Annotated in this window: 17 protein-coding genes, 1 tRNA gene and 1 pseudogene; 11 read left to right on the forward strand and 8 right to left on the reverse strand. The window is 63.6% G+C overall.

What is annotated here, in order from left to right; all coding sequences use genetic code 11:
* Positions 1-41 precede the first annotated feature (41 nt).
* The 6 genes from AC3WQZ_RS06245 to AC3WQZ_RS06270 all read left to right on the forward strand — a co-directional run bounded on the left by AC3WQZ_RS06245 (position 42) and on the right by AC3WQZ_RS06270 (position 11,023).
* Positions 42-1,562, forward strand: coding sequence for an efflux transporter outer membrane subunit (locus tag AC3WQZ_RS06245; protein ID WP_210401215.1), 1,521 nt, complete (start codon positions 42-44; stop codon positions 1,560-1,562).
* A 227-nt stretch (positions 1,563-1,789) separates the two neighbouring features.
* On the forward strand, positions 1,790-4,402 hold the full coding sequence (locus tag AC3WQZ_RS06250) for an FHA domain-containing protein (RefSeq protein WP_492300174.1): 2,613 nt from the start codon (positions 1,790-1,792) through the stop codon (positions 4,400-4,402).
* Positions 4,399-5,778: a beta-barrel domain-containing protein gene (locus tag AC3WQZ_RS06255; protein ID WP_010813597.1), complete on the forward strand. Its 1,380-nt coding sequence runs from the start codon at positions 4,399-4,401 to the stop codon at positions 5,776-5,778. The genes AC3WQZ_RS06250 and AC3WQZ_RS06255 overlap by 4 nt, the downstream gene beginning before the upstream one ends.
* A 79-nt stretch (positions 5,779-5,857) precedes the next feature.
* A complete protein-coding gene (locus AC3WQZ_RS06260; RefSeq protein ID WP_010813596.1) occupies positions 5,858-6,610 on the forward strand; it encodes a peptidylprolyl isomerase in 753 nt (250 codons plus the stop codon).
* Positions 6,591-9,710: a peptidase domain-containing ABC transporter gene (locus AC3WQZ_RS06265; RefSeq protein WP_492300176.1), complete on the forward strand. Its 3,120-nt coding sequence runs from the start codon at positions 6,591-6,593 to the stop codon at positions 9,708-9,710. Before AC3WQZ_RS06260 ends, AC3WQZ_RS06265 begins: the two co-directional genes overlap by 20 nt.
* Positions 9,707-11,023 (forward strand): sigma-54 interaction domain-containing protein, encoded by a 1,317-nt coding sequence (locus tag AC3WQZ_RS06270; protein ID WP_010813594.1) that lies wholly within the window; start codon positions 9,707-9,709, stop codon positions 11,021-11,023. Before AC3WQZ_RS06265 ends, AC3WQZ_RS06270 begins: the two co-directional genes overlap by 4 nt.
* Positions 11,024-11,061: 38 nt before the next feature.
* Here AC3WQZ_RS06270 and AC3WQZ_RS06275 read toward each other — a convergent pair whose 3' ends face one another.
* Positions 11,062-11,838, reverse strand: coding sequence for a PP2C family protein-serine/threonine phosphatase (locus AC3WQZ_RS06275; RefSeq protein WP_010813593.1), 777 nt, complete (start codon positions 11,836-11,838; stop codon positions 11,062-11,064).
* A 74-nt stretch (positions 11,839-11,912) separates the two neighbouring features.
* Positions 11,913-12,092: a hypothetical protein gene (locus AC3WQZ_RS06280; RefSeq protein ID WP_234788091.1), complete on the reverse strand. Its 180-nt coding sequence runs from the start codon at positions 12,090-12,092 to the stop codon at positions 11,913-11,915.
* 499 nt (positions 12,093-12,591) lie between these two features.
* On the opposite strand from AC3WQZ_RS06280, the gene AC3WQZ_RS06285 reads away from it, so the two are divergent.
* From AC3WQZ_RS06285 to AC3WQZ_RS06300, 4 genes are all read left to right on the forward strand, one after another.
* The gene (locus AC3WQZ_RS06285; protein ID WP_010813591.1) at positions 12,592-13,083 is read left to right on the forward strand and encodes a lecithin retinol acyltransferase family protein; all 492 of its coding nucleotides are present in this window, start codon (positions 12,592-12,594) and stop codon (positions 13,081-13,083) included.
* Positions 13,084-13,117: 34 nt separating this feature from the next.
* Positions 13,118-13,348: a hypothetical protein gene (locus tag AC3WQZ_RS06290; protein ID WP_010813590.1), complete on the forward strand. Its 231-nt coding sequence runs from the start codon at positions 13,118-13,120 to the stop codon at positions 13,346-13,348.
* 62 nt (positions 13,349-13,410) lie between these two features.
* Positions 13,411-13,485, forward strand: a tRNA-Arg gene (locus tag AC3WQZ_RS06295).
* A gap of 467 nt (positions 13,486-13,952) precedes the next feature.
* Positions 13,953-15,176 carry an IS110 family RNA-guided transposase gene (locus AC3WQZ_RS06300; protein WP_144062241.1) on the forward strand — a complete coding sequence of 408 codons (1,224 nt, stop codon included), beginning with the start codon at positions 13,953-13,955 and terminating at the stop codon, positions 15,174-15,176.
* 25 nt (positions 15,177-15,201) lie between these two features.
* Here AC3WQZ_RS06300 and AC3WQZ_RS06305 read toward each other — a convergent pair.
* Positions 15,202-16,279 (reverse strand): annotated as a pseudogene (locus AC3WQZ_RS06305) (IS256 family transposase); the annotation flags it as partial.
* Between the two features lie 109 nt (positions 16,280-16,388).
* Between AC3WQZ_RS06305 and AC3WQZ_RS06310 the strand changes: the two are divergent.
* Complete coding sequence (locus AC3WQZ_RS06310) at positions 16,389-16,652, forward strand: hypothetical protein (RefSeq protein ID WP_010813587.1); 264 nt, start codon at positions 16,389-16,391, stop codon at positions 16,650-16,652.
* A 272-nt stretch (positions 16,653-16,924) separates the two neighbouring features.
* Here the strand turns inward: AC3WQZ_RS06310 and AC3WQZ_RS06315 are convergent, their stop codons facing one another.
* The 5 genes from AC3WQZ_RS06315 to AC3WQZ_RS06335 all read right to left on the reverse strand — a co-directional run.
* Positions 16,925-17,320, reverse strand: coding sequence for a GtrA family protein (locus tag AC3WQZ_RS06315; RefSeq protein ID WP_256375516.1), 396 nt, complete (start codon positions 17,318-17,320; stop codon positions 16,925-16,927).
* Entirely contained in the window at positions 17,317-18,282 is a 966-nt protein-coding gene (locus tag AC3WQZ_RS06320) for a WxcM-like domain-containing protein (RefSeq protein WP_037023609.1), read from the reverse strand. The genes AC3WQZ_RS06315 and AC3WQZ_RS06320 overlap by 4 nt, the downstream gene beginning before the upstream one ends.
* Positions 18,272-19,219, reverse strand: coding sequence for a glycosyltransferase family 2 protein (locus tag AC3WQZ_RS06325; RefSeq protein ID WP_037023611.1), 948 nt, complete (start codon positions 19,217-19,219; stop codon positions 18,272-18,274). Before AC3WQZ_RS06325 ends, AC3WQZ_RS06320 begins: the two co-directional genes overlap by 11 nt.
* Positions 19,216-20,313 (reverse strand): DegT/DnrJ/EryC1/StrS family aminotransferase, encoded by a 1,098-nt coding sequence (locus AC3WQZ_RS06330; protein WP_010813582.1) that lies wholly within the window; start codon positions 20,311-20,313, stop codon positions 19,216-19,218. The genes AC3WQZ_RS06325 and AC3WQZ_RS06330 overlap by 4 nt, the downstream gene beginning before the upstream one ends.
* 164 nt (positions 20,314-20,477) lie before the next feature.
* Positions 20,478-22,517: hypothetical protein (locus tag AC3WQZ_RS06335; protein WP_492300180.1), on the reverse strand; the 2,040-nt coding region annotated here is incomplete at its 5' end.

The following is a 22,517-nucleotide window of genomic DNA, read 5'->3' on the forward strand; positions in this document are numbered from 1 at the left end:
CCCGCCCCCACCACAATACAGACAGACTTCGCGGCCCCGGCATGCCATGGATAACTCAAGTGCATCCCGCCCGCCGCCGTCGCACGCAGGAACCCATCGTGCCCGAATCCATCATTGCCTCGCCCGGGGTTACGTCGACCGCCGCGCCGCACCGTACTGCCTGGCTGACCGCGCTGGCTGTCTGCACGGCGCTGCTGGCAGGCTGCGCCGACTTCCGGCCGCCGGTGTACCAGCGCCCGGAAACCCCGGCCAAGGCCGAATGGACGCGCCAGGGTTCGATTACGGTGTCGCCGGCCGAAGCGGTGCAGCCCAACTGGTGGCACGGCTTCAAGGATCCCTACCTGAACAAGCTGATCGAACAGGCACTGGGCGGCAACTATGACATCAAGGTGCTGGCGGCGCGCATCCGCGTGGCCAACGCGCAGATCGGCGAGGCCCGCGCGGGAGCGCTGCCCGTGATCGGTATCGGCGCCAGCGCGAACTTCCAAAAGACCACCGGGCAGAAGTCCACTACGATTTATAACGCCGCCGCCCAGCTGAACTGGGACATCGATATCTGGGGCAAGGTCGAGAAGGGCGTGCAGGCGCAGACCGCCGAGTTCAACGCGACCGAGGCCGACTGGCGTGCCGGCTACCTGACGCTGGTGTCCAATGTATCGACCACTTACTTCCAGATCCTGCAGTTCGACGAGCAGATCGAGCAGCAATCGCGCACCGTCGCCAAGAACGGGCAGATCCTGTCCACCTTTCAGGCGATGTACCAGAACGGCCTGGTGCCCAAGATCCGCGTGATGCAGCAGCAGGCGGAAATCAACCGTCTCAACAAGGACCTGCTCGAGCTGCGCCGTTCGCGCGATGTCGCCGAAAACGCGCTGGCGACGCTGGTCGGCGTGCCCGCGGGCAATCTAAAGGTTCCGGCAGGGCGCCTGCAGGACCGCGTGCAGCCGCCCGCGGTGCCGGCCGGGCTGCCGTCGCAGCTGCTGGCGCGCCGTCCGGATGTGGTGGCCGCTGAATACCGCGTGCTGGCGGCCTACAACATCGTCGGGCAGGCACGCCTGGCGCAACTGCCCACCATCAGCCTGACCGCGAGCGGCGGCACCGCAAGCTTTGCGCTGAGCTCCCTGCTCAAGTCCTTCACCTTCGGCTTGGCGCCCAGCATCAACCTGCCGATGCTCGATCCCAACGTGCGGGCGCGCGTGAAGACCACCGAGGCGCAGGTGGGCGTGGTGGAAAACGAATATGGCCGCACCGTGATGACCGCGTTCGAAGAGGTGGAGAGCGCGCTGGTCAACGTCGACGCGCACAAGAAGCAGCGCATCGAGTTGCAGCAGCAGGTTGAGCAGCTGCGCGTCGTGTCCGCGCAGATCGAGGCGCAACTGAAGGAGGGCGTGGTCTCGCAGCTGGAAGTGTTTGAGACCGAGCGCTCGCTGCTGGCCGCGCAACTGCAGTTGTTGGCGGTCCACCAACAGATCCTGGCCGACACCGTCACCCTGTACAAGGCGCTTGGCGGCGGCTGGCCCGATACCGATGTGCGCAACGCGGCCTCGAATCCAACGCAATAAGTGCTGCCAGAGGTTCCTTGGCGGTGTTCATGTGATACCGGCGTAAGCAACGCGTTGCGCAACGCGTCCATAGCCCTGGCCGCTTGCCCCGCTGCATGTGCCGCTCCCGTGCCAACCGCGCGTCCCGCGCCCGATTGACTAGCCTTAGCCGTCGCCTACTATGTTCTTAGTCGCTTCACTCCCCTGGCCTGCCGCCGCGGCAGCCGCGCTGTTGGCTCGCTGGAAACATGGCTCCTGACGAAGCACTGATCATGGAAATGCCGGTGAAAATGGCCCAGGGATTCACGCGGGAGTTCTCTCACGATCTGGCGCAGGAATTCGATGTATTCCTGACGCCCGTCGCGCGCCCCGAGCTGGGCGAAATCCGCATTGACGAAGACCTGTTCGCCGTCGGCCGCAGCGAGCTGCCGTTCGCCACCTACCCGGAAGACCTGGCCGCGCCGCTGTCGCGCCGGCATGCGCGCATCTTCGCCGAGCATGGCGCGGTTTATGTGGCGGATCTCGGCAGCAAGAACGGCACGCGCGTGAACGGCGCGGCGGTGGCGCGCCAGCCGGCGCAGCTCAGCGACGGCGATGAGGTGGCCTTCGGGCCCGCGCTGTCGTTCCGGGTCCGGCTGTTGCCGCGCGCGCCGCAGCCCGAGCCGCCGCGGGTGGCGGTGACGCTGGTGCCCGAACGCGGAGATGTCGGACTGCAGCCGCTGCACGTGGACGGCTTCCCGTACCTGATCAGCAAGGCCGACGATGCCTTCGCGCGCTACCGCGACAGTTATCCTCAGCAGGTCAACTACCTGTCGAGGCGCCACGCGCACGTGTACCTCAAGGGTGGCGTGCCGTTCGTTGAGGACCTGGGCAGCACCAACGGCACCTTCGTCAACGGCAAGCGCCTGGCAGACCACGGCGTGCCGCTGGACGACGGCGACCTGATCGCCTTCGGCGGCAACCACTTTGTCTACCAGGCGCAGGTCCAGCGCACGGGCGATGGCGATGCCACCGCGACGCGCTCGATGCTGCAGCCCGTCGCCGCGGCACCGGACACGCCGGCCGCTTCCCCGGCGCCGGCCGCGCGCGACGAGGATGACCGCACCACCTTTGTCGGTGCGGCCGATTCCTTCCTCGACATCTTCTGCGTCGACTACGCCGCGCAGCAGGACGACGAGGTCAACGCCGAGGCCGAGGCACAGGCCGCGGCGGCCACTGCGGCGCACGACGGCGCGCAGGCACGCCGCAAGCGCGGACGTGCCGCGCTGTTGCTGGCGGAGGGCGCCAGGCTGTTCGGCCTGGACGATCCCGCACGCACGCGGCGCGCGGCGCGATGGGGTGGCGCGTTGCTGTTGCTCGCAATACTGGCGGGCGCGGCCGTGTACTGGCGCGGTGCGGCGGAGCGCGAAGTGCAGGCCTTATTTGCCGCCGGCGATCACGCCCGCGCGGCGCAGGCCGCCGACGATTACCTGGCGCGTCATCCCGACGATGCCCAGGTGCAGGCCCTCGGCGCCGAGGCACTGATGCGCGCTTACGTGCCCGATTTTGCAGCCAGGCTGAAGGCCGGTGATGTCAGCGGCGCCGATGCCGCGCTGGCCCGGATGCGCAAGCCCAGTGCGCACAACGCCGATGCGCGGCCGCTGGTGGCCGAGCTCGACTGGATCGGCCGGCTCGAACGCTTCACCGCGCAGCGCGGCGCCGACGCGCCGATCCGCCTCTACACCGATGAGGCTCCGATCCGGCAACTGCTGGCGTACTGGAACCAGGACACTACCGCGCACCAGCGCGCACTCGGGCGCATCGCGGCCGATGTGCCGGCGTTCCGCGATCTCTATGCCGATGCGCTCAGTGATGTGCGCCGCCTGCAGAATGATGCCTCGGTCTACCTGGCGGCGATCGACCGGCTGAACGCCACCATCGCTGCCGAACTCGGCCGCGACCGCCCGGAGGCGTTGCAGCCGGTCATCGCCGAGTACCGCGAGAAGTATCCGCGCCTGGCCGGGCTGGACCGCGTGCAGTCAGACCTGGACCGCTACACCGCACTGATGCAGGCACTGCGCGCGCGCCGGCCCGGGCCGCTGGTGGCGCGGCTCGCCGACAGCCGCTTCGCCACGCCGCCGTTCCAGGCACAGTTCAACAGCCTGGCCGCGCGCCTGCCGCCGCCGGAGATGGTGCGTCAGTATGCCAGTGCGGCCAGGGCGTGGCAGCAGGGCGACAGCGCCGCTGCGCTGGCGGGGATCAAGCAGATCAGCGGCGGACCCTGGGCCGACGACCTCGCGCGCGACCTGTCGCACAAGCAGAAGGTGGCGGCGCAGTACGCCGAGTTGCAGTCCGCGCGCGGCAGCAAGGGCTATGAGGACCGGCTGCTGGGCTTCTACGCCATGCTCGATGCCGAAGAAGACGGCCACTTCGCCAAGGCGGTCGAGGCCGACGTCAACGGCGTGCGCGACAGCGCCCTGCGGCGCGCGCGGGAGCTGATGGGCAGCGCCGTCGCCGCATGGAAGCAATACCGCAGCAATGGCGTGATCGGCAGCGAACAGCGGCTCGAGCCCGGCATCTCGCCCAGGTTCCGCGCGCAGGCCCGGTTGCTGTCGCAGGCGCAGGGAGACGCGCGCCAGGGCATGCGCATCTTTACGCAACTGCGCGCGGGGGAAAGCGCCGACCTGGCACAGCTCGCCAAGATCGAGGAAGAGATCCGCGCCGAGGCCGACCAGCAGCGGCGCGCGCTGCACGAATTGCGCACCGTGCTCGATCCCGCCGTGCTCAAGACCAAGCTGGAACTGATCGGCGGTGAAGACACCGGCAAGGCGCCGGAGCCAGCCGCTGCTGCCGCGGCGCCACAGCAAGCGGGGCAGCCATGAAGGACGATGCCCGACAGGGCGGCCTCAAGCCACTCTCCGAGGCGCTGGAAGACCACAGCGCCGAGGGCGTTGGCCTGTTGAGTGCCGAGCCGTCGCGCCTGGGACTGCTGACCATCGTCACGACCTTTGCACTGGTGTTGTGCGGGCTGGTGTGGTCCTTCGTCGGGCATGCCGATGTCATTGTCACGGCGCAGGGCACGCTGGCGCCGGAATCCGAGGTGCGGCGCTTCTATGCCCCGGTGGACGGCGAGCTCGCCGACCTCTACGTGGCCGAAGGGCAGCCGGTGTCCAAGGACGACGTACTGGCGCGCCTGAATGCGCGCGGCGCAATCGAGGCCGCGGCCAATGCACTGGAGGCGCAGCTCAAGCTGGAAGACTCCGAGCGCGAGTGGAAGCAGTTCCCGGACAAGAAGGCGCTGATGGAACGCCGGGCCGCGGCGCTCAAGCAGCAGATCGACGTGGCCACGCGCCAGCACGAGACCCGCATTGCAGAAGGCACCACGCGGCTTGCCGAACAGCAGCGCGCCCAGCTGCAGGAAGCACGCAGCAACCTCGAGAACGCCCGCCGCGCGCGCGAGTTCGCGCGCCAGGAGCAGGACCGTTATGCGCGCCTGCTGGCGCTGCCGGGCGGTGGTGGCGTTTCGCAGTCGCAGGTTGACACCAAGCGCGCCGCGGCGCAGGACGCGGAGAACAACCTGCGCGTGGCGCAGTCGCGGCTGAGTGAACTGGATGCGCGCCTGGGCCGCGAACTCACCCAGGCCAGTTCCGAGCTTGAAAGCAGCGGCCAGGACCTGGCCGGGCTGCGCGTGCAGTACGAGGCGGCCCTGCGCGAGATTGCCAACACCGAGGACAAGCTGCGCCTGCAGGTGCAGACCGCCCGCCTGGTGGCAGACGCGGCGGCGCGCATCCGCTTCGAGAACATCGACAAGGACAACTTCCTGCTGATCCTGGCGCCGGTGTCGGGCGTGATCACCGATGTCACCTCCACCCAGCGCGGCGACAAGGTGCAGGCCAACACGCCGCTGGGGGGCATTGCGCCCAAGGATGCGCGCCCGGTGGTCAAGATCGTCATTGCCGAGCGCGACCGCGCCTTCCTGCGCGAAGGCCTGCCGGTCAAGCTCAAGTTCAGCGCCTTCCCGTACCAGCGCTACGGGATCATAGAAGGAACGCTGGAATTTATCTCGCCCGCCACCAAGCCGGGGCCGGACAAGCAGCCGGTCTACGAGGGCCGTGTGCGCCTGGCACGCGACTACTACGCGGTGTCCGACAACAAGTATCCGTTGCGTTACGGCATGACCGCCACGGCAGAGATCGTTGTGCGCGAACGTCGCCTGATCGATCTGGGGCTTGACCCCTTCCGTGAGGTGGCAGGGTAGCGCAGCCGGGGGAAACACGAAAACAGCCGATCTGGACAGCCCGGTGCGCAAGCGCAGGGGCCGTCAAAGGAGCCGAGAAATGACTGGCATTGTGCGTATCGACGACGAGGTGTTCGGCGTCGAGGAGTTCGTGCGGCTGCTCAAGCTGACCGGGCAGTTCGAGGGCCTGGTCGAGCAGATGGTGCGCGACAAGCTGACCGTGCACGCCGCGAAACGGCAGGGCCTGGTGGTCACGCCCGAGGAGATCCAGGAGCGCGCCGACCAGTTCCGCCGCGTGCAGGGCCTGCATCGCGCCGCCGACATGAACCACTACCTGGATGCGCTGAACGTCAGCCTGGACGAGTTCGAGGCCTTTATCACCGACAACCTGTATCAGGAGCGGATGATGGAGCAGGTCTGCAACGACGCCGCGGTGCAGGAGTACTTTGCGCTCAACTCGCCGCGCTTCGACAGCATCGAGGTCAGCCATATCGTGGTCGACAGCGAGGGCAAGGCCAAGGAGCTGATCTCATACCTGCAGGATGATCCGGAGGCCTTCGCCGAGATGGCGCGCGAGCATTCCATTGCCGACACGCGCGAGCGCGGCGGCGAGATCGGCAAGGTGCTGCGCGGCTCGCTCAAGACCGATATCGAGGCCAAGGTCTTCAATGCCGAGCCGGGCGACCTGCTGGGGCCGTTCCCCGCCGCTGACCGCTCCTTCTTCGAGGTGTTCCTGGTGCGCGACAAGCACCAGGCCACGCTCGACAGCGAGGTGGCGGTGGAAGTGCGGCGCCTGTTGCGCGAGAACTGGCTGATGGCCAGGGCGCAGGAACATGTCATCGAAGCCCGCTAGCGAGTCCGGCCAGGCCGGTGATCGCGCCGCCGCGGCTGCCCCGGACAAGCCGGAGGCAGGATCGGCGCTGGCCGCCTTCCTGGCCAGCGTCGAGATCCTGTCGGTGCTGACGCCGGAGGAGTTGGCACGCCTGGCGGAAGCCGCGCAGGTGCTGACCTTCGGTTTTGGCGACACCGTCTGCAATGCCGGCGAAGCGGCGCCGGGCTTGTTTGTCGTCAAGTCCGGCTCGGTGCGCGTGTTCAACGAGGAGCACGGCAAGGAAATCAGCATGGGCGTGCGCAAGACCGGCGAGGTCTTTGCCGATATCGCGCTGCTGCGCGAGTACCGGCATGAGTCGTCGGTGCGCGCCTCCGGCAAGACCGAGCTGCTGATGATCCCGCGCAGCGTGGGCGAGCCCGTGGTGGCGGGCAACCCCGCCGCGCTGGCCTTTATCACCAGCTATGTCGCGATCAGTTCGGCCGGCGGCTTTGTCGCGCGGCTCTTCGACCTGCGCGGCAAGCTCGACAAGCAGGAGCTGGAAGACGCCGTGCGCAGCGTCGGCGTCAAGCGCGTGGCGGCCGGCAAGGAAATCCTGAAGCAGGACGGGCGCGAGGACCGGCGCCTGTACGTGGTGCGCCAGGGCACGGTGCGCATCGTGCGCAGCGAAGAGGGCAGCGAGTTCCCACTGGCCACGCTGGGGCAGGGCGATATCTTCGGCGAGCGCGCCTGCGTGATGCGGCAGGAGCAGCTGGCCTCGGCCATTGCCGAAACCGACGTGCGCCTGCTGGTGATCCCCGAGAAGACGGTGCAGCTGATCCTGGAGCGTAACCCGCGCCTGCGCGAGGTGCTGGAAGAGCGCATCCGCGTGCTGGACCGCGAGCTGCATCGGCAGAAGAAGCTGGCCGAACGGCGCAAGCGCCCGGTGCTGCTCGACCTGCATTCCAAACCGGAGCTGGGCGAGAAGCTGATCCGCCGCTTCGCGCTGGTGGAGCAGGCCGAGGAGATGGATTGCGGCGCGGCCTGCCTGGCGATGATCTGCCGGCACTACGGCATCCCGATGACGCTGGGCAAGCTGCGCGAGCTGGCCAACGTGACCACCCAGGGCGCCACGCTGGACAGCCTGGCACGAGCCGGCGAATCGCTCGGCTTCACCACGCGCGGGGTGCAGTGCACGCGGGATTCGCTGATGGGCTTCGAGCTGCCCTTTATCGTGCACTGGGAGGGCTACCACTACGTGGTGGTGTACGGGATCTCGTCGCGCTGGGTGTGGGTGGCCGACCCGGCCATCGGCTTCCGCAAGATGAGCGCGGAGGAGTTCGAGCGCGGCTGGAGCGGCACCTGCCTGCTGTTCACGCCGGGCGAGAGCATGACCCAGCTGTCGGTGTCGCGCTCGCCGTGGCTGCGTTTTATCGGCTACCTGGCGCCGTATAAGAAGATCCTGTCGCACCTGTTCCTGGCTACCTTCGTGATCCAGATGCTGGGGGTGGTGCCGCCGCTGATCATCCAGAACATCCTGGACGGCGTGGTGGTGCACCAGAACGTGGGGCTGCTGCACCTGCTGATCGCGGGGCTGATTATCTCCAGCGTGTTCTCGCAGCTGATGGCGACCATCCGCGCCTACCTGGCCAACTTCATGGTGCGCAGCATGGACTTCGCCATGATGTCGCAGTTCTTCAAGCACACGCTATCGCTGCCGCTGTCGTTCTTTGCCAAGCGCAAGACCGGGGACATCTTCGCGCGCTTCCAGGAGAACCAGACCATCCGCGCCTTCCTGACCGAGTCGACGGTGACCACGGCGCTGAACCTGCTGATGGTGTTTATCTACTTCACCATCATGTTCCTCTACAACGTCAAGCTGACGCTGCTGCTGATCGCCTTCGTGATCCCGATCGCGGCGCTGACGGTGGTGGTGACGCCCAGGGTCAAGACCTATGCGCGCGAGGTGTTCGCGGCATCGACCGATGCCAAGGCCTACCTGATGGAAACGCTGGGCGGCGCCGAGACCGTCAAGGGCATGGGCATCGAGCGCCCGGTGCGGCTGCGCTGGGAGCGCAAGTACGCCAAGGCCCTGGACGCGCAATACCGGGCGCAGGCCTTCCATATCCTGGTGGGGCTGGTGAGCCAGCTGCTCAACGCCGCCACCACCATCGCGGTGCTGTGGGTGGGCGCGACGCTGGTGCTGGAGCGCGAGCTCACCATCGGCCAGCTGATCGCCTTCAATGCCTTCATGGGCAGCGTGCTGGCGCCGCTGATGGGGCTGGTGGCCTTGTGGGGCCAGCTCAACGACGCCGGCGTGGCGATGGAGCGGCTGGGCGACGTGCTCGACCTGGAGCCCGAGCAGAAGCCGCAGGACGTGCTGTCGCGCGTGATGCTGCCCGACCTGCAGGGCGAGATCGTGATGAAGGACCTGTACTTCCGCTACGGCGGCGAAGACACGCCCTACGTGCTGGAGAACATCAGCTTCGCCATCCGGCCGGGCGAGATGGTGGCCATCGTCGGGCGCAGCGGCTCCGGCAAGACCACGCTGGCCAAGCTGCTGGTGGGCTTCTACAAGCCTACCGAGGGCTCGATGACGGTGGACGGCTACGACCTGAACGTGATCGACGCGGCGTTCTACCGCGCTCAGGTGGGCTACGTGATGCAGTCCAACCTGCTGTTCTCGGGCACCATTGCCGAGAACATCGCCTGCGGCGACGACAGCCCGGACCGGCGCCGCATCGAGGAGGTGGCGCGCATGGCCGATGCCCACGCCTTTATCAGCAAGCTGCCGCTGGGCTACGAGCAGGTGGTGGGCGAGCGCGGCATCGGGCTTTCCGGCGGGCAGATCCAGCGCCTGTGCATCGCCCGCGCGCTGTACCACGACCCGCGCCTGCTGGTGTTCGACGAGGCCACCTCGGCGCTCGACACGCAGTCAGAGAGCAACATCCTGGCCAATATGCAGGAGATCCTGCGCGGGCGCACCGCGGTCATCATCGCGCACCGGCTCAGCACCATCATGCAGGCCGACAAGATCCTGGTGCTGTATGAAGGCGCCATCGTCGAGCAGGGCCGGCACGAGGAGCTGATCGAGCGCAAGGGCATGTATTTCCAACTGGTGCAGAAGCAACTGAGTGCCGCATGAAGCTATATAACCAGGGTGCCACCCCCGCCTCGGCCACCTCGCCGGTGTCGTTTGCCGGCCTGATCGAGAAGATCGAGATCCTGCGCTCCACGCTGCGCTGGTCGTCGCGGCTTGACCGGCCCGAGATCGAGAAGCTGCTCAAGCAGGCCACCACGCTGCGCGACGAGGTGATGGGGCTGTCGCACAAGGAGCGCTTCGTGCAGGCGGCATCGGCCGAGGCCGCCGCGCCTCAGGAAGAAGTCGAGCGCATGCCGCGCGAGCGCCGGCAGGCGCTGGTGGAGCGCAGCTTTATTTTCGAAGGGACCTTCGGCGACAACCCCAAGTTGCTGGAAGCGCTGGAGATTGCCGAGAAGGCGGCGCCGACCGACCTGCCGGTGCTGATCGATGGCGAGAGCGGCACCGGCAAGGAGCTGATGGCCAAGGTGATCCATGCCAATGGCTCCCGCACCGACAAGCCGTTTATCTCGGTCAACTGCGGCGCGATTCCCGACAGCCTGCTTGAATCCGAGCTGTTCGGCCACAAGAAGGGCGCCTTCACCGGCGCCAGCAACGACCGGCGCGGCAAGTTCGAGAGCGCGCATACCGGCACCATCTTCCTGGACGAGATCGGCGAGCTGCCGCTGACCGGGCAGGTCAAGCTGCTGCGCGTGCTGGAGGCGCACGAGATCCAGCGCGTGGGTTCGGACGAGGCGATTTCGGTCGATACGCGCATCGTCGCGGCCACCAACAAGGACCTGCGCCGCATGAGCCAGGCCGGCACCTTCCGCGAGGACCTGTTCTACCGCCTGAGCGTGATCCACGTCAGCCTGCCGCCGCTGCGCGAGCGGCGCGACGAGATCCCGCTGCTGGTGTCGTACTTCAGTGACGAGGCCGCAGGCATGCTCAAGCGCCGGCCGCTCAAGCTGACGCCGCGGCTGCGCGACTTCCTGCTGCACTACGACTACCCGGGCAATATCCGCGAGCTGCGCAACCTGCTGTACCGGTTGAGCTGCCTGGCCGGCGACACCGCCGACCTGGCCCACCTGCCGCAGGACATCCGGCCCAGGCCGGCCGCGCTGGCGGTGGTCGGCGCGGGCACGGCAGCCGCGGACATCACCATGGCGACGTCGCTGAGCGAGGCCAAGCGCGCCGCCAGCGACGAGGCCGAGCGGGCCTTCCTCGAACGGGGCTTGCAGGAAGTCGGCGGCACCGTCGCCGAACTGGCGCGGCGCTTCGACATGAACCGCTCGCACCTGCAGATGCTGCTGAAGAAGCACGGCATCCACTCGAAGGATTTCCGCGCCAACCGGCAGGCCGACGGCGGCAAGGGGTAGCAAGGGGCAGGGGGCCGAGGCTGCCGGCGGTCGCGCCTTCAGGCGTCCAGCTCGGGATTGACCAGCGTCTTGTCAGAGCCGTAGGGGTCCGCCGCACGCAGCACCACCACCGACACGTTGTCGCGGCCGCCGGCATCAAGCGCCATCTGCACCAGCGTCGGCGCGGCCTGCGCAACGTCCTGCTGCGCCAGCACCGCCGCGATGTCGTCATCGTCGACCTCGTTGCTCAGGCCATCGCTGCACAGCAGGTAGACGTCGCCATCGGCCACCTCGGTCAGCAGCTGCTCCGGCGCCAGCGTCGGGGCCGCGCCGACGGCGCGTGTGATGGTGTTCTGCGCGGGATGGTGGCGCGCTTCTTCCGGGGTGATCAGCCCGCGCGCCAGCAGGCGCTCGACCTGGTTGTGGTCGCGCGTGAGGCGCGCGAACTGGCCGCCGCGCAGCCGGTACAGGCGGCTGTCGCCGGCCCACACGCAGGCGCAACGGCGATCGCCCGCCAGCATCACCACCACCGTGCTGCCGATGCAGCGCACGCCCAGGCGCGCCGCTTCATCGACCAGCGCCAGATTCACGCCCTGCAGCGCCGCGCGCGTGGCGTCGACCCGGTCTTCCAGCCGGGGCTGCGGCGGCAGCGTGGCCAGCGCCTGGACCACCGCCTGGCTGGCGAAGTCCCCCACGGCATGGCCGCCCATGCCGTCGGCTACCGCCCACAGGTCCTGGCCGGGCAGGTCCAGGCAAGCATCCTCGTTGCGTTCGCGCACGCGCCCGACGTCCGTGCATGCGGCCGAGGTCCACTGGAAGTGCGAGTCGAAACCCAATCTTGTCTCCGGTCCGCGTGAAGCCCCGGACCCGCCGGGGCACTACCACGGCGGCGCTGGCGCTCAGATCAGCATCAGATCAGCCGGCCGTCGTTCCTCGCGCCCTGGTCGCCCTGGACATTGATGTTGGCGTTTGGCGCGTTGTTGCGGATATCGATGTTCTGGAACTGGTTGTTCATCTGATCAGCATAGAAGCTGTAGTTGATCTCGTAAAAGTTGATCACCGTCCCGAGCGGCAGCGGAGACGAGGGCACGAACGGGCGGATCGTTGATCGCAAGGGTGGCCATGATCGGTCTCCGGTGGATGTGGCGTGGCGCCGGGGGGCGGTACCGGTATTTAGCAAGGCGCCTGCCACAGCATGGGTGTGGCAGGCGGGCGACTGGAAACCCAAGGCCGGCGCGGGCTGCAGGGCGGAGTGGCGACAACGGGGCCCACCCCGGCGGGCCTGCCACGTTGGCCTGGACCCGACACCCGGCCAGCCAGTGTCGGGATGCGCCCACCACAGCGTACGCATCGCGCGATCGCTGCCGCCAGCCCGTCCAGGCCCCGCGGCGCACGGCGAATGGTGGCTGCCAGCCAACAGAGTTGCCGCCACGCGGTTGGCTGCCATCCGACAGTCCATCCCCTCCAAAACCCCCGGATTCCCGCCAAACCGTTGTCCTGCCGTGCCTCCCTGGTATTGGCATGGTTGATGCTGTTGGTCTGGCATGAAGCAGCAATGCCTGCAGCAACCAGACAGACCGAGGCCAGCCATGAACATCCAGGAACAACAAGAACGCGCTACCGGCAGCGACGATCGTTTCGCCGACCCGCTGCCGCTCGGCGCGCACCTGGTCACGAAGCGCCACGGCTACGCCCATCATGGGATCTATGCCGGCGCCGGCCGCGTCATCCACTACGCCGGTTTCGCCCGCTCCCTGCAAGCCGCGCCTGTTGAAGAAACTACCCTCGAAGCCTTCGCCGCCGGATTCGGCATCGCCGTCAGGCCGGAACCCTGCGCCCGCTTCGCCGGCCGTCAGGCCGTCGAACGCGCCCGTTCCCGCGTTGGCGAAAACGCCTACCACTTGCTGACCAACAACTGTGAGCATTTCTGCTCCTGGTGCCTGTCCGGCGAAAGTCGCAGCGAGCAGGTGGAAACATGCATGCGCCGCCCGAGCGCCGCGCTGCACATCGGCTGGCTGCTGCTGGGCGCGCTGCTGCAAGCCCAACTGGGCGGCCTGAACCTGGGCCTGGGCCTCGCCTGAACCGCGCGGCCATCACCGAATCAAGGAGCCTGCCATGTCCGGACTGATCGACTGGGAACTGCGCTGCAACCTGCGCGGACAAGCCTGCCACCGCAGCTGCGCCACTGCCGCCGCCAACTGCGCCCGCGGCCACCACCGGCCGGGGCGCCGCGCCCTGCGCCATGCCGGCCGGCCGACGCGCCTGCCGTCGTCCGGCCGCCTTGCCGGGCGAGGCCGCCGGGACGGGTCCGCCACTGCCGGCGAGCCGGGCCGGTGCGGATTTTGATATACTCCGGGCCGTCTCCAGGATCACCGCGCCCGCGGTTCCCGATCCTGACAGTCCTGTCCCTCGCCGTAGTTCAATGGATAGAACGAGCGCCTCCTAAGCGCTAGATACAGGTTCGATTCCTGTCGGCGGGACCACAGTTAAGTTCACAGCAGTTCTCTGAAGTTCTCTCTCCCCAAGTAAAACAAGGCTTCGCGCCGAATCGACGTTCGCCAAAGTTCGTCATGGCCCGTTGGCATCCGTCACTTTTTGGGGCATCCTTAGGGGCATCTTCGAATGCCCCTATTTTCGGTGCCCCTAAGCGATGCCCCGCACGGTCGAGCCATTAACGGATACTAAAATCCGCAACGCCAAGCCGCGCCGGTGCCCCTCCTCCTCACCGAGTAACTTGGTGTATGGTTCGACCATCCGGGACAGGGGCACCGGGGAGTACTTCGGGTGGGCAGGCCGTTCATATACGTTGAGCTGCGAGCTCGTGTTAGTAGTTAGCCGCCCCTGCGACCCGCCCGGTTGCGCTGCGAGCGCGAATCCGTAGTTGTCGTGCTGTCCCACCGGCTCCCATTTGCGATGTTTCCCATGGGAGACGCCAATGTGAGTGATAGGACTGGATGTATCGCGATCGGTGGCCGAGATCGCCTATCTGGAGAATGGCCTGCTGCGCGCCGGCGGGCGCGTCGGACTGCGACGCGACGAGCTCGAACGCTTTGCCGCCAAGCTAAAGCCCGATGACCACGTAGTACTCGAGGCGACCGGCAATACGATCGCCATTGCGAAAGTGCTGACTAGTCACGTCGGCAGAGTGATCGTCGCCAACCCGCTGCAAGTCCGTCTGATTGCGGAAGCCCGCGTGAAGACGGATAAGATCGATGCGTCGATCCTGGCGCAACTCTATGCGAGCGGCTTCCTGCCTGAGGTCTGGATTCCCGACGAGGCCACGCAAGCGATGCGGCGGCAGGTGTCGCGCCGCGCTCAAATCGTGCGGCAGCGGACGCGGCTCAAGAATGAGATTCACGCTGTCCTGGCCGCGCATCTCATCGAGCGGTGTCCCGCGACAGACCTGTTTGGCAAGAAAGGGCGGGCCTGGCTGAGCCTCCAGCCGCTACCCACGGACGAACGCATCGGGATCGACCAGCGGTTGCATGAGCTGGACCGGCTGGCAGAGAATCTGCAGGAGATTGAGCGCGTGCTGGCCCAATCTGCTATTCAGGACGACAGGCTGCGCAAGCTCCTGACCATCACTGGCATCAACACCACGGTGGCGATCGGGTTGCTCTCCGCCATCGGCGATGTTGCCCGCTTTCGCTCGCCGGAGAAATTGGTCAGCTACTTTGGCCTCAATCCGTCGGTCTACCAATCCGGCTTGCAACCAGCAAAACACGGACACATCAGCAAGCGCGGACGTTCCTATGCGCGTGCCATGCTGGTCGAGGCTGCCTGGGCCGCAGCGCAAACGGCCGGGCCCGTCCGAGCCTTCTTCCTACGTGTCCGGGAGCGTCGCGGTCAACAGATCGCGGCTGTTGCCACGGCGCGCAAGCTAGCAATAATCGTCTGGCGCGTCCTCACGCATAACGAAGCCTTCGCCTGGGATCGCCCAGCGCTGACTGCGCGAAAGACCCGTGAGTTGGAACTGCAGGCAGGCATGCCTGCTGCGCGTCGCGGTAGCCGCAAGGGCTCTGTCGCCGCCTACAACCTGAAGTCCGTCCGGGATCTGGAGCGTGCAGTCGGCGAGCAAGCCGAGCAGGCTTACCAACGCCTGTTCTCGCGCTGGAAGCAAGCACGACCGCAAGGTGCGGTTCGCGCTCCCTGGCCACCGATACGAACGCCATGAACGCCGGAGATTGCCGCGGGGGCTTGTCAACTTCATCCGTAGTGTAGATCACACGCCGGATCTCGGGCGGGAACACGAAGAATGGCGTGACGTGCTCCCAGGCGCGTCGCCACGACTGCGCGATCATCGGCAGCTTTTCGCCCCACGGGCCGTCGGCAGAAATCCTGCAGCGCCTGCTCGGCCTCCTGCTCGCTGGCCGCGCTGTAGATTGGTCGCAGCGCCTGCGCCAGCGCCTTGCGGTCCTTGTAGTTGGCGTAGTCCAGGCTGTTGCGGGTCAAATGCACGATGCAGGTTTGCACCGTCGTGCGGGGATAGGCCGTCGCAACGGCCTCAGCCAGGCCCTTAAGGCCATCGACCACGGCAATTAGGATATCCTGACAGCAGCGGTTCTTGAGCCCATTGAAGACCTTGAGCCAGAACTTGGCGCCTTCGGTCTGCTCGACCCACAGGCCCAGCACATCGCGTTGACCGTCTGCCTGGATTCCCAATGCCAGGTACACGGCCTTATTGCTGACCACGCCGTCGGTGCGGATTTTGACCCGTAACGCATCAAAGAACACGACCGGGTACATGGCTTCGAGCGGGCGGCTCTGCCACGCGATTGCCTCGGCCATAACTTCATCGGTGACCGAGCTGATGAAGTCCGGGGAGACTTCGGTTCCGTAGCTCTCGGCCAGGAACGCCTGAATCTCGCGCACGCTCATGCCGCGCGCGTACATGGCAATAATGCGCTCGTCGAATCCGGTAAAGCGCCGCTCATGCTTCGGGATCAGGACCGGCTCAAAGCTGCCATCGCGGTCGCGTGGCAATTCGACCCGCACCGGGCCGCGCTCGGTGATCACGGTCTTGCCGGTGAGACCGTTGCGTGCATTGGATTGCTCGGCCGGCTTGGGCTCGCCTGGCTTATAGCCTAGGTGCATGCTCATCTCGGCGCCCATCGCCCGCTCGATGATGGCCTTGTTGAAGGCCAGCATCAAATCCTGGACCTCGCTGGGCGTCATTGGCCCTTTAACCAGTTCGTCGAGCAAGCCCTCAGGCAAAGCCGGCAGCGGCCCGCGGGCCGCTGCCTGAGACGCCACCGTACGTTTCTTCTTCATCGGCATATCCATGGTCATTCCCTCTCATGATATGCCTCGTACACAAAATTCCGGATCGGTCCTCGCAGCCGGCTGGACTGTCAATGGCTGGCGCAAGGACGCTCAGATCGATCGAATGAAGACGGCCAACGCTCAGTCCGATCTGGTCAGCGCCAACAAGGCGATCGAGGACATCGGCAAAGCCAGCGACGCCATCCGCGCCAAGGCTGACGAGTTTAACGTCACCCAGACCACCCTCGGCGCTAAGGTCGATGCCGCCGTGAAGGAATTTCGAAATGCGAAGCAGCCTCTGCCTACTGACTGCCGCCCTGACGATTTCAGGGTGCGCAAGCTGTCCGACGCCGTCGACGCTGCCAAACAGGCCGCCGCCGCTCGATAGCGCGCTGGCCACACCGTGCCAGATCCCGGACGCGCCGGCCGCCGCTGATTATGACGCCTGGCAGGAATGGATGATGCGGGACGCATTGGGCGCGCTGGGGAAGTGCGCGGCTAAGCATGTGAAAACGGTTGAGGTGTGGCCGCGTTAGCTACATCCGTTCCAAGATATTGAGGGACAGACTCGATTGGCGGACGCTTTCAAACGAATCTACTACAGTCGTGTCACTGCTCTCCCGCATAGACTCGCGCTCAGGTGTGGATGAGCCCGCGACATTAGCCGCGAGGCGTTCTTTTCAGAATCAGCTTGCTCATGACATAAGTCAACGGCATCATTGCCGCCGTAACCATAAGCGGCGCAAACGATACGTTGACTCCAGCGAATTCGACTAATCCATGCAGCAGCAAGGCCGAAGCGCAGTACTGAAAAACGTAGACCATTGGATACGAAAGAAACTTTACCCAGGAAAAGGCCACTTTGAAGACCAGGCGCGAGTTAAACCAATACGAAAAAACAACACCGATCACATAGGCGGCAAGATATGCAGACTGATATCCAACCACGAGCTTGAAGGCGAGGTACAGCGCGTAGGTCACGAAAGTGTTTATCCCACCTCCGAGTAGGTATCGCCCCCACCGCTGTACGCTGCTTCCGGAAAAAATTGTAGTCAAAGCCCGTTTTTTTGTTTAGTTATTTCGACAAATTCCGCGTAATTGCGAATATAGTCATCGGCATCGTATTCGTCCGACGCAAACACCAAAAGCATTGCATCGCTCGAATACTTATACTGGATGCCCCAGGTCAGTGGTGGCAGATACAGACCCGTCTCTGGTGATTCGAGTGCGATCTCGCACCGGACCTTGCCATCGTCAACGACCACTGAACATTTTCCTCTAACGCAAATCAGGAACTGATGACATTTGTGATGAGCGTGCTCGCCCCGGGTTTCTTCGCTCGGTACATTGAATACCAGGAAATAACGCTTGGGGTCGAACGGGATGTCTCGAGGAAATTCCCCAACGGAGAGATCACCTCTCATATCATTAACGCGCTTGAGACGATGAAGTGTCACCCCGCCTACGCCGACATGTGCTCGAGCGTCTAGCAGCTGCTCAGGCGCCCTCACAGACGTACTTTTGACCGCGCCACCGGGCGAGGCCGCGTTTTCAACGTACCCGACAATACGGGCCGGATTGCCCGTGACGATTGCATAGGGAGGCACAGATCGCGTGACCACTGCCCCGGCGCCGATCATCGCGCCTTGACCAATCACAATTCCCGGAAGCAGCACGGCAGCGGCGCCGATCGAGGCGCCATCTTCCACGACAGTCTGGAGGAAAGCTTCTGGGTAAGCCTTCGACCGCGGAAATTTGTCGTTGCTAAACGTAACATTGGGGCCCACAAATACATCATTGCCCAGACGGATACCGTCCCATACGTAAACCCCACACTTGATGGTTACGCGGTCTCCGATAACAACATCGTTCTCGACAAAGCATTGCGCATTAATGTTGACGTCACTGCCGATGCGCGCGCGCGGGAGGACCGTTACGGATTGCCAAATAGTCGTGCCTGCCCCGATGTCATTCGATTGCACATCGGCAGAGCCATGAACTGTGAAATTACTCGGCATAGGATTGAATTGAATTTTTCTGTCGAACGGAAATAACCGCCAATGGTCGCTTTTTGCTGTTTTCGTAAGCGCGCCACGCATACGTTCCCACCAGCCCAAGCCCGAATAAATTGAGAGTTCCGAAGAACATGATCACTATCATGACGGTCGCATAACCGGGAACATCGATGCTATTCGACAGGCGACCGACCAGCACGATTCCGCCAAGAATACTGGACAGCATGAAGCCTGCGATGCCAATCTTGGTCAGCAATCGGATAGGGTAATCGGTGAACGCGAAGATACTGTCCATCATGTAGTCCACCTTTTTTCGGAAAGTCCATGCGGTCTTCCCTTCCTGGCGGACTCGTCGCCCGTAGCTTACGATCTTGCGGCGAAAACCTAGCCAGAAAATCAGTGCAATCAGCGACGATCTCGACTCCTCGAGTTGAAGCAACTGGTCGCGGAACACCCGATTGCAGCCAAAAACGTCGACGCCGCCTGCTGGCATTTCAGGAACCACCAGCCGCCGGTATAACCACCAGAACATGCCGGATGCCATACGGGAGAAGTAAGGGTCGCTTCGACTTGCTCGTGTGCCAATGGCGACATCGCACTCATCGCCATCTAGTGACCGGAAAAACTCGACAAGCAGTTCCGGCGGCTCCTGCAAATCTGCCGCCATGACGCCAAAAAAATCTCCCCTGGCAGCAGCCAACCCCGTCCGGATCGCCGGAAAGGAACCGAAATTTCGTGAATGCGCCAACAATTGTGCCGGCACATCCATGGTCCTGAGCGCTGCGCGCAATAGCGCAAACGACTGGTCTGGGCTACCGTCGACAACGAATACGACTTCCAACTCGCCGTCCAGTTGGCGATTCATATCCGTCAACGTTTGCAACAGACGGGGAATAGACGATTCGTTCTTGTAAACAGGGATGATGACCGAGAATTTCATGGTCGCCACCTATTGACTGCGGAGATGACGCTATCGACCTCTGCGTCGGTCATTTCGGGATAACAGGGCAAGGTCAGAATTTCACCTGCCAAGCGCTCAGTGTTTGCGAGTCGAATGTTTGCAAAACGCTCTCCGAAAACCGGTTGCCGATAGTCAGGGATGGGATAGTGCACGTCGGAGCCGATCTCCAAATCATGCAAATGCGTGCGCAGGGCATCCCGATGCGCGCTGCGCACGACGTAGAGGTGCGCCACGTACGCCTCTCCCACCGCCTGCGGTGTCAGAACTTTGTCGTGAGCAATTCTCGCGGTATAGCGTGCAGCAATTTCACGCCTGCGAGCATTCGCAGCATCAAGATACGGCAGGAAAGTCGAGAGGACAGCCGCTTGCAGTTCATCGAGACGGCTGTTGCGCGATCCGGCCACTTCGACTTGATATTTCGACGACCAGCCATATTGACGAAGTCGGGCGACTCGCTCGGCTGTCTCCGCATGCTTCGTCACAACTGCGCCGCCATCGCCAATTGCACCAAGGTTCTTGGTGGGATAGAAGCTGAAAGTGGCTGCATCCCCAAACCCGCCCACGCATGTCCCGTCGATACGGGCACCGTGAGCTTGGGCACAATCCTCAATGAGCAGTACCCCCCGGTCGGCACAAAGCTGTGCAATTGCAGCAATGTCAGGCACGGCCCGACCGTAAAGATGCGTAACCACCACCGCTTTGATTCCGGCAAGAATGGCTCGCTCGACTTCCTGGAACGTGACACCATGCGAATCAGTATCGACGTCAAGGAAGAAAGGCTCGGCTCCAACAATCTCGATGGCCGTTGCCGTATACATTCCCGCATTGGCCGCAGTCGCGACGCGGTCACCACGAGTAACGCCAAGTGCTTTCAGCGCCAATTCAATAGCATCCGTGCCATTGGCCACGCCCAGGCAGTAGTCAACGCCGACATACTCGGCAAATTCGTGTTCGAATTGCCTCGATGCCGGGCCCAGGACAAACCACCCGCTGGAAAGTACCCTATTGATCGCCTCGGCTAGCTGTGGGTTCCGGGAAATTCGCGCCGAAAGGCTGTTTATCTGTATCAACATTGCTCTCCGCAAACAATGGCTGGACGCCAGGTTAACTTCCCGATTCGGTTGGGGCTGATCACTTCCGGGGGAGGGGCCACATTTTACGTCAAAGGATGCCAGCCTTAAAGTACCAGGCCCCCTGTACAGCACGCCTAGGTAGGGCTATGCACGCATTTGTGGTATTACGAGGGGTCCACTTTTATTGCACGGCCAGTCTGTCGGGAAAGCCAAATTCGTTTCGGCCGCATGATCGACCATCCGTTGGCTATCCAAAGCCCTATGCCTAACAGCGTAATTGCCATACCAAGTGTGCGGTATGGGGTATCAAAGCGAGCAATCAAAACGTAGCGCCCAGCTGGCAACTGCCAACCGCGGAAACCCTTTACGTCAACGGGAAAGATGTCTTTCGCCCCGCCCGACCAACCGCAGTCATCACAGAGCAGTCGCGCGGACCATCCCTTGGCGTAGATTTCGTTCTCCACAACTGCTGTGGGCACGCCCAGGTCAATCTGATACCGAATCTCGGTCGTCCCATACGCCGAACATACTGCGTCCACGCGTGGAGCCTTGGACAAATCTGCGTCGTGCGTACGATGAAGGTCGGATACCGCAACCATGGTCCATGGAAGCATTGCGAAGCCCCGCAGATCATCGGAGCCGAGGATGCTCTGCTGGCGTTGGAATTTCATCGGCCCAGAATAGTCTTGCATAAAGTATTGACCACTGTAGTAGCCGCTCCAGGGAAAGCGGTCCGCGGTGGGTAACGGAACGTCATGGCGCGGACCGCGGCATGTCTCGGTACGCAACTGACGCTTCAACGCTTCGCGTGTATCAGAAAACTTCCCCGCAATTGATTCGACCCATGCAGTACCGTCTTGCGCCGGCGGCGCAAAATACCTCTCGGTCCACGTCACGCACATCCAGTGCGATATTGCAACTGTCGCCAACGCAGGCATCACCACCCCTCTTCCTGACTGCAAGAACACGGGAGACAGCGCCACGATCGTCAGGACCGCAGTGATGGCAATCGGGATCATGACACCATTCTGATTCACCCTGGCAACGAGCAGCGTGCTGGCGATGTACGCTGCAACAATGGCGGAGAATATTATCAACAATGGCTCCAGGCTCTTTTTTATGAAAAGACTGCAAAGAAAATTCAAGCCCAGTGCAAGAATCGCCAGCCACCTAATGACGCTTATTACCTCCGCTCGCGCCGGCGTAGGCATGACATTCAAGAGATAGCTCGAATACCAAATAAAAACGGCACCAACAACGAAAACCAACGGCTCGAGGGTCCAGCCAAGCAATCTTGCCGCGAATCTGTTCAGGATAGCTGCCACCCCGACAAGCAAGACCATCAGCAGGGCAATGTGGTCTTCTTTCGCATAGGCGCGCTCGAGATTCAGTGCATGCACGCCATACCATACAAAAATCCCGAACAACAATAGCCAAATGATCCCGCCTTTTTTCCCACCCTGACGATCATCCAACACTGTCACCGCCGCGAGAATAGCGACGAGGCCAATGAGGGCTCGGTAGTCGGCCATCACAAACCGGCTCAAGCCGAGAGGTGGAATCATTAACACGAGAATCTGGTGCAGCGGCCCGGCTGCCATCAGCAATGCGATCAGCCCGGAAATCAATGGCCACATCATGCGGCGACGAACCTCGACGATGCCCATTAAAAATAGCGCGACAACCGGAAACCCGACAAAGAACGATCGCATTGAAATATCATGCCCGAAATACGAATTATTTATCGGGAATGCGAACGAGAGAATGTCGCCAGGTAACATGTAGTCATAAGCGAGTGTCTCAATGGTTTTCGAGCGGGCAATTTCCCCAGAGGAAAGAAACGCCGGCACAAGGGCTATTCCGGCAACCAGCGTTCCTGCAACAAGAGCCACCAGTATCCAAATGCCCACACCAGATACGTCACGTTCCCGAAGCGTGCGTAGCACGCTAACCGTCGCTAGAACGAATAGCGTTGCCATCGCGGTTCCCGGATACCCGCCGGTCCATACAGCAAAAACCCACATTGGCAGAGTGACGACACCAATCATCAATGACGTCGACCTGATTCGCCAATCGGCAAATACCGGGCCGCACAACCATGGCAGAAATGCAAACGCTCTGACAATATCGGGGTGCTGTGAGTTCGAGTAGAAGCCCCCAAAGCATTGATAAAATATCCCCGCCAGCATGGATTCCCGCCACCC

It is taken from the genome of Cupriavidus sp. FW305-26 (assembly GCF_058787975.1).

Coding starts and splice junctions, on each gene's coding strand:
- AC3WQZ_RS06245 (WP_210401215.1), top strand. CDS start 42: ATGCCATGGATAACTCAAGTGCATCCCGCCCGCCGCCGTCGCACGCAG.
- AC3WQZ_RS06250 (WP_492300174.1), top strand. CDS start 1,790: ATGGCTCCTGACGAAGCACTGATCATGGAAATGCCGGTGAAAATGGCC.
- AC3WQZ_RS06255 (WP_010813597.1), top strand. CDS start 4,399: ATGAAGGACGATGCCCGACAGGGCGGCCTCAAGCCACTCTCCGAGGCG.
- AC3WQZ_RS06260 (WP_010813596.1), top strand. CDS start 5,858: ATGACTGGCATTGTGCGTATCGACGACGAGGTGTTCGGCGTCGAGGAG.
- AC3WQZ_RS06265 (WP_492300176.1), top strand. CDS start 6,591: ATGTCATCGAAGCCCGCTAGCGAGTCCGGCCAGGCCGGTGATCGCGCC.
- AC3WQZ_RS06270 (WP_010813594.1), top strand. CDS start 9,707: ATGAAGCTATATAACCAGGGTGCCACCCCCGCCTCGGCCACCTCGCCG.
- AC3WQZ_RS06285 (WP_010813591.1), top strand. CDS start 12,592: ATGAACATCCAGGAACAACAAGAACGCGCTACCGGCAGCGACGATCGT.
- AC3WQZ_RS06290 (WP_010813590.1), top strand. CDS start 13,118: ATGTCCGGACTGATCGACTGGGAACTGCGCTGCAACCTGCGCGGACAA.
- AC3WQZ_RS06310 (WP_010813587.1), top strand. CDS start 16,389: ATGAAGACGGCCAACGCTCAGTCCGATCTGGTCAGCGCCAACAAGGCG.
- AC3WQZ_RS06320 (WP_037023609.1), bottom strand. CDS start 18,282: ATGCCGAGTAATTTCACAGTTCATGGCTCTGCCGATGTGCAATCGAAT.
- AC3WQZ_RS06325 (WP_037023611.1), bottom strand. CDS start 19,219: ATGAAATTCTCGGTCATCATCCCTGTTTACAAGAACGAATCGTCTATT.
- AC3WQZ_RS06330 (WP_010813582.1), bottom strand. CDS start 20,313: ATGTTGATACAGATAAACAGCCTTTCGGCGCGAATTTCCCGGAACCCA.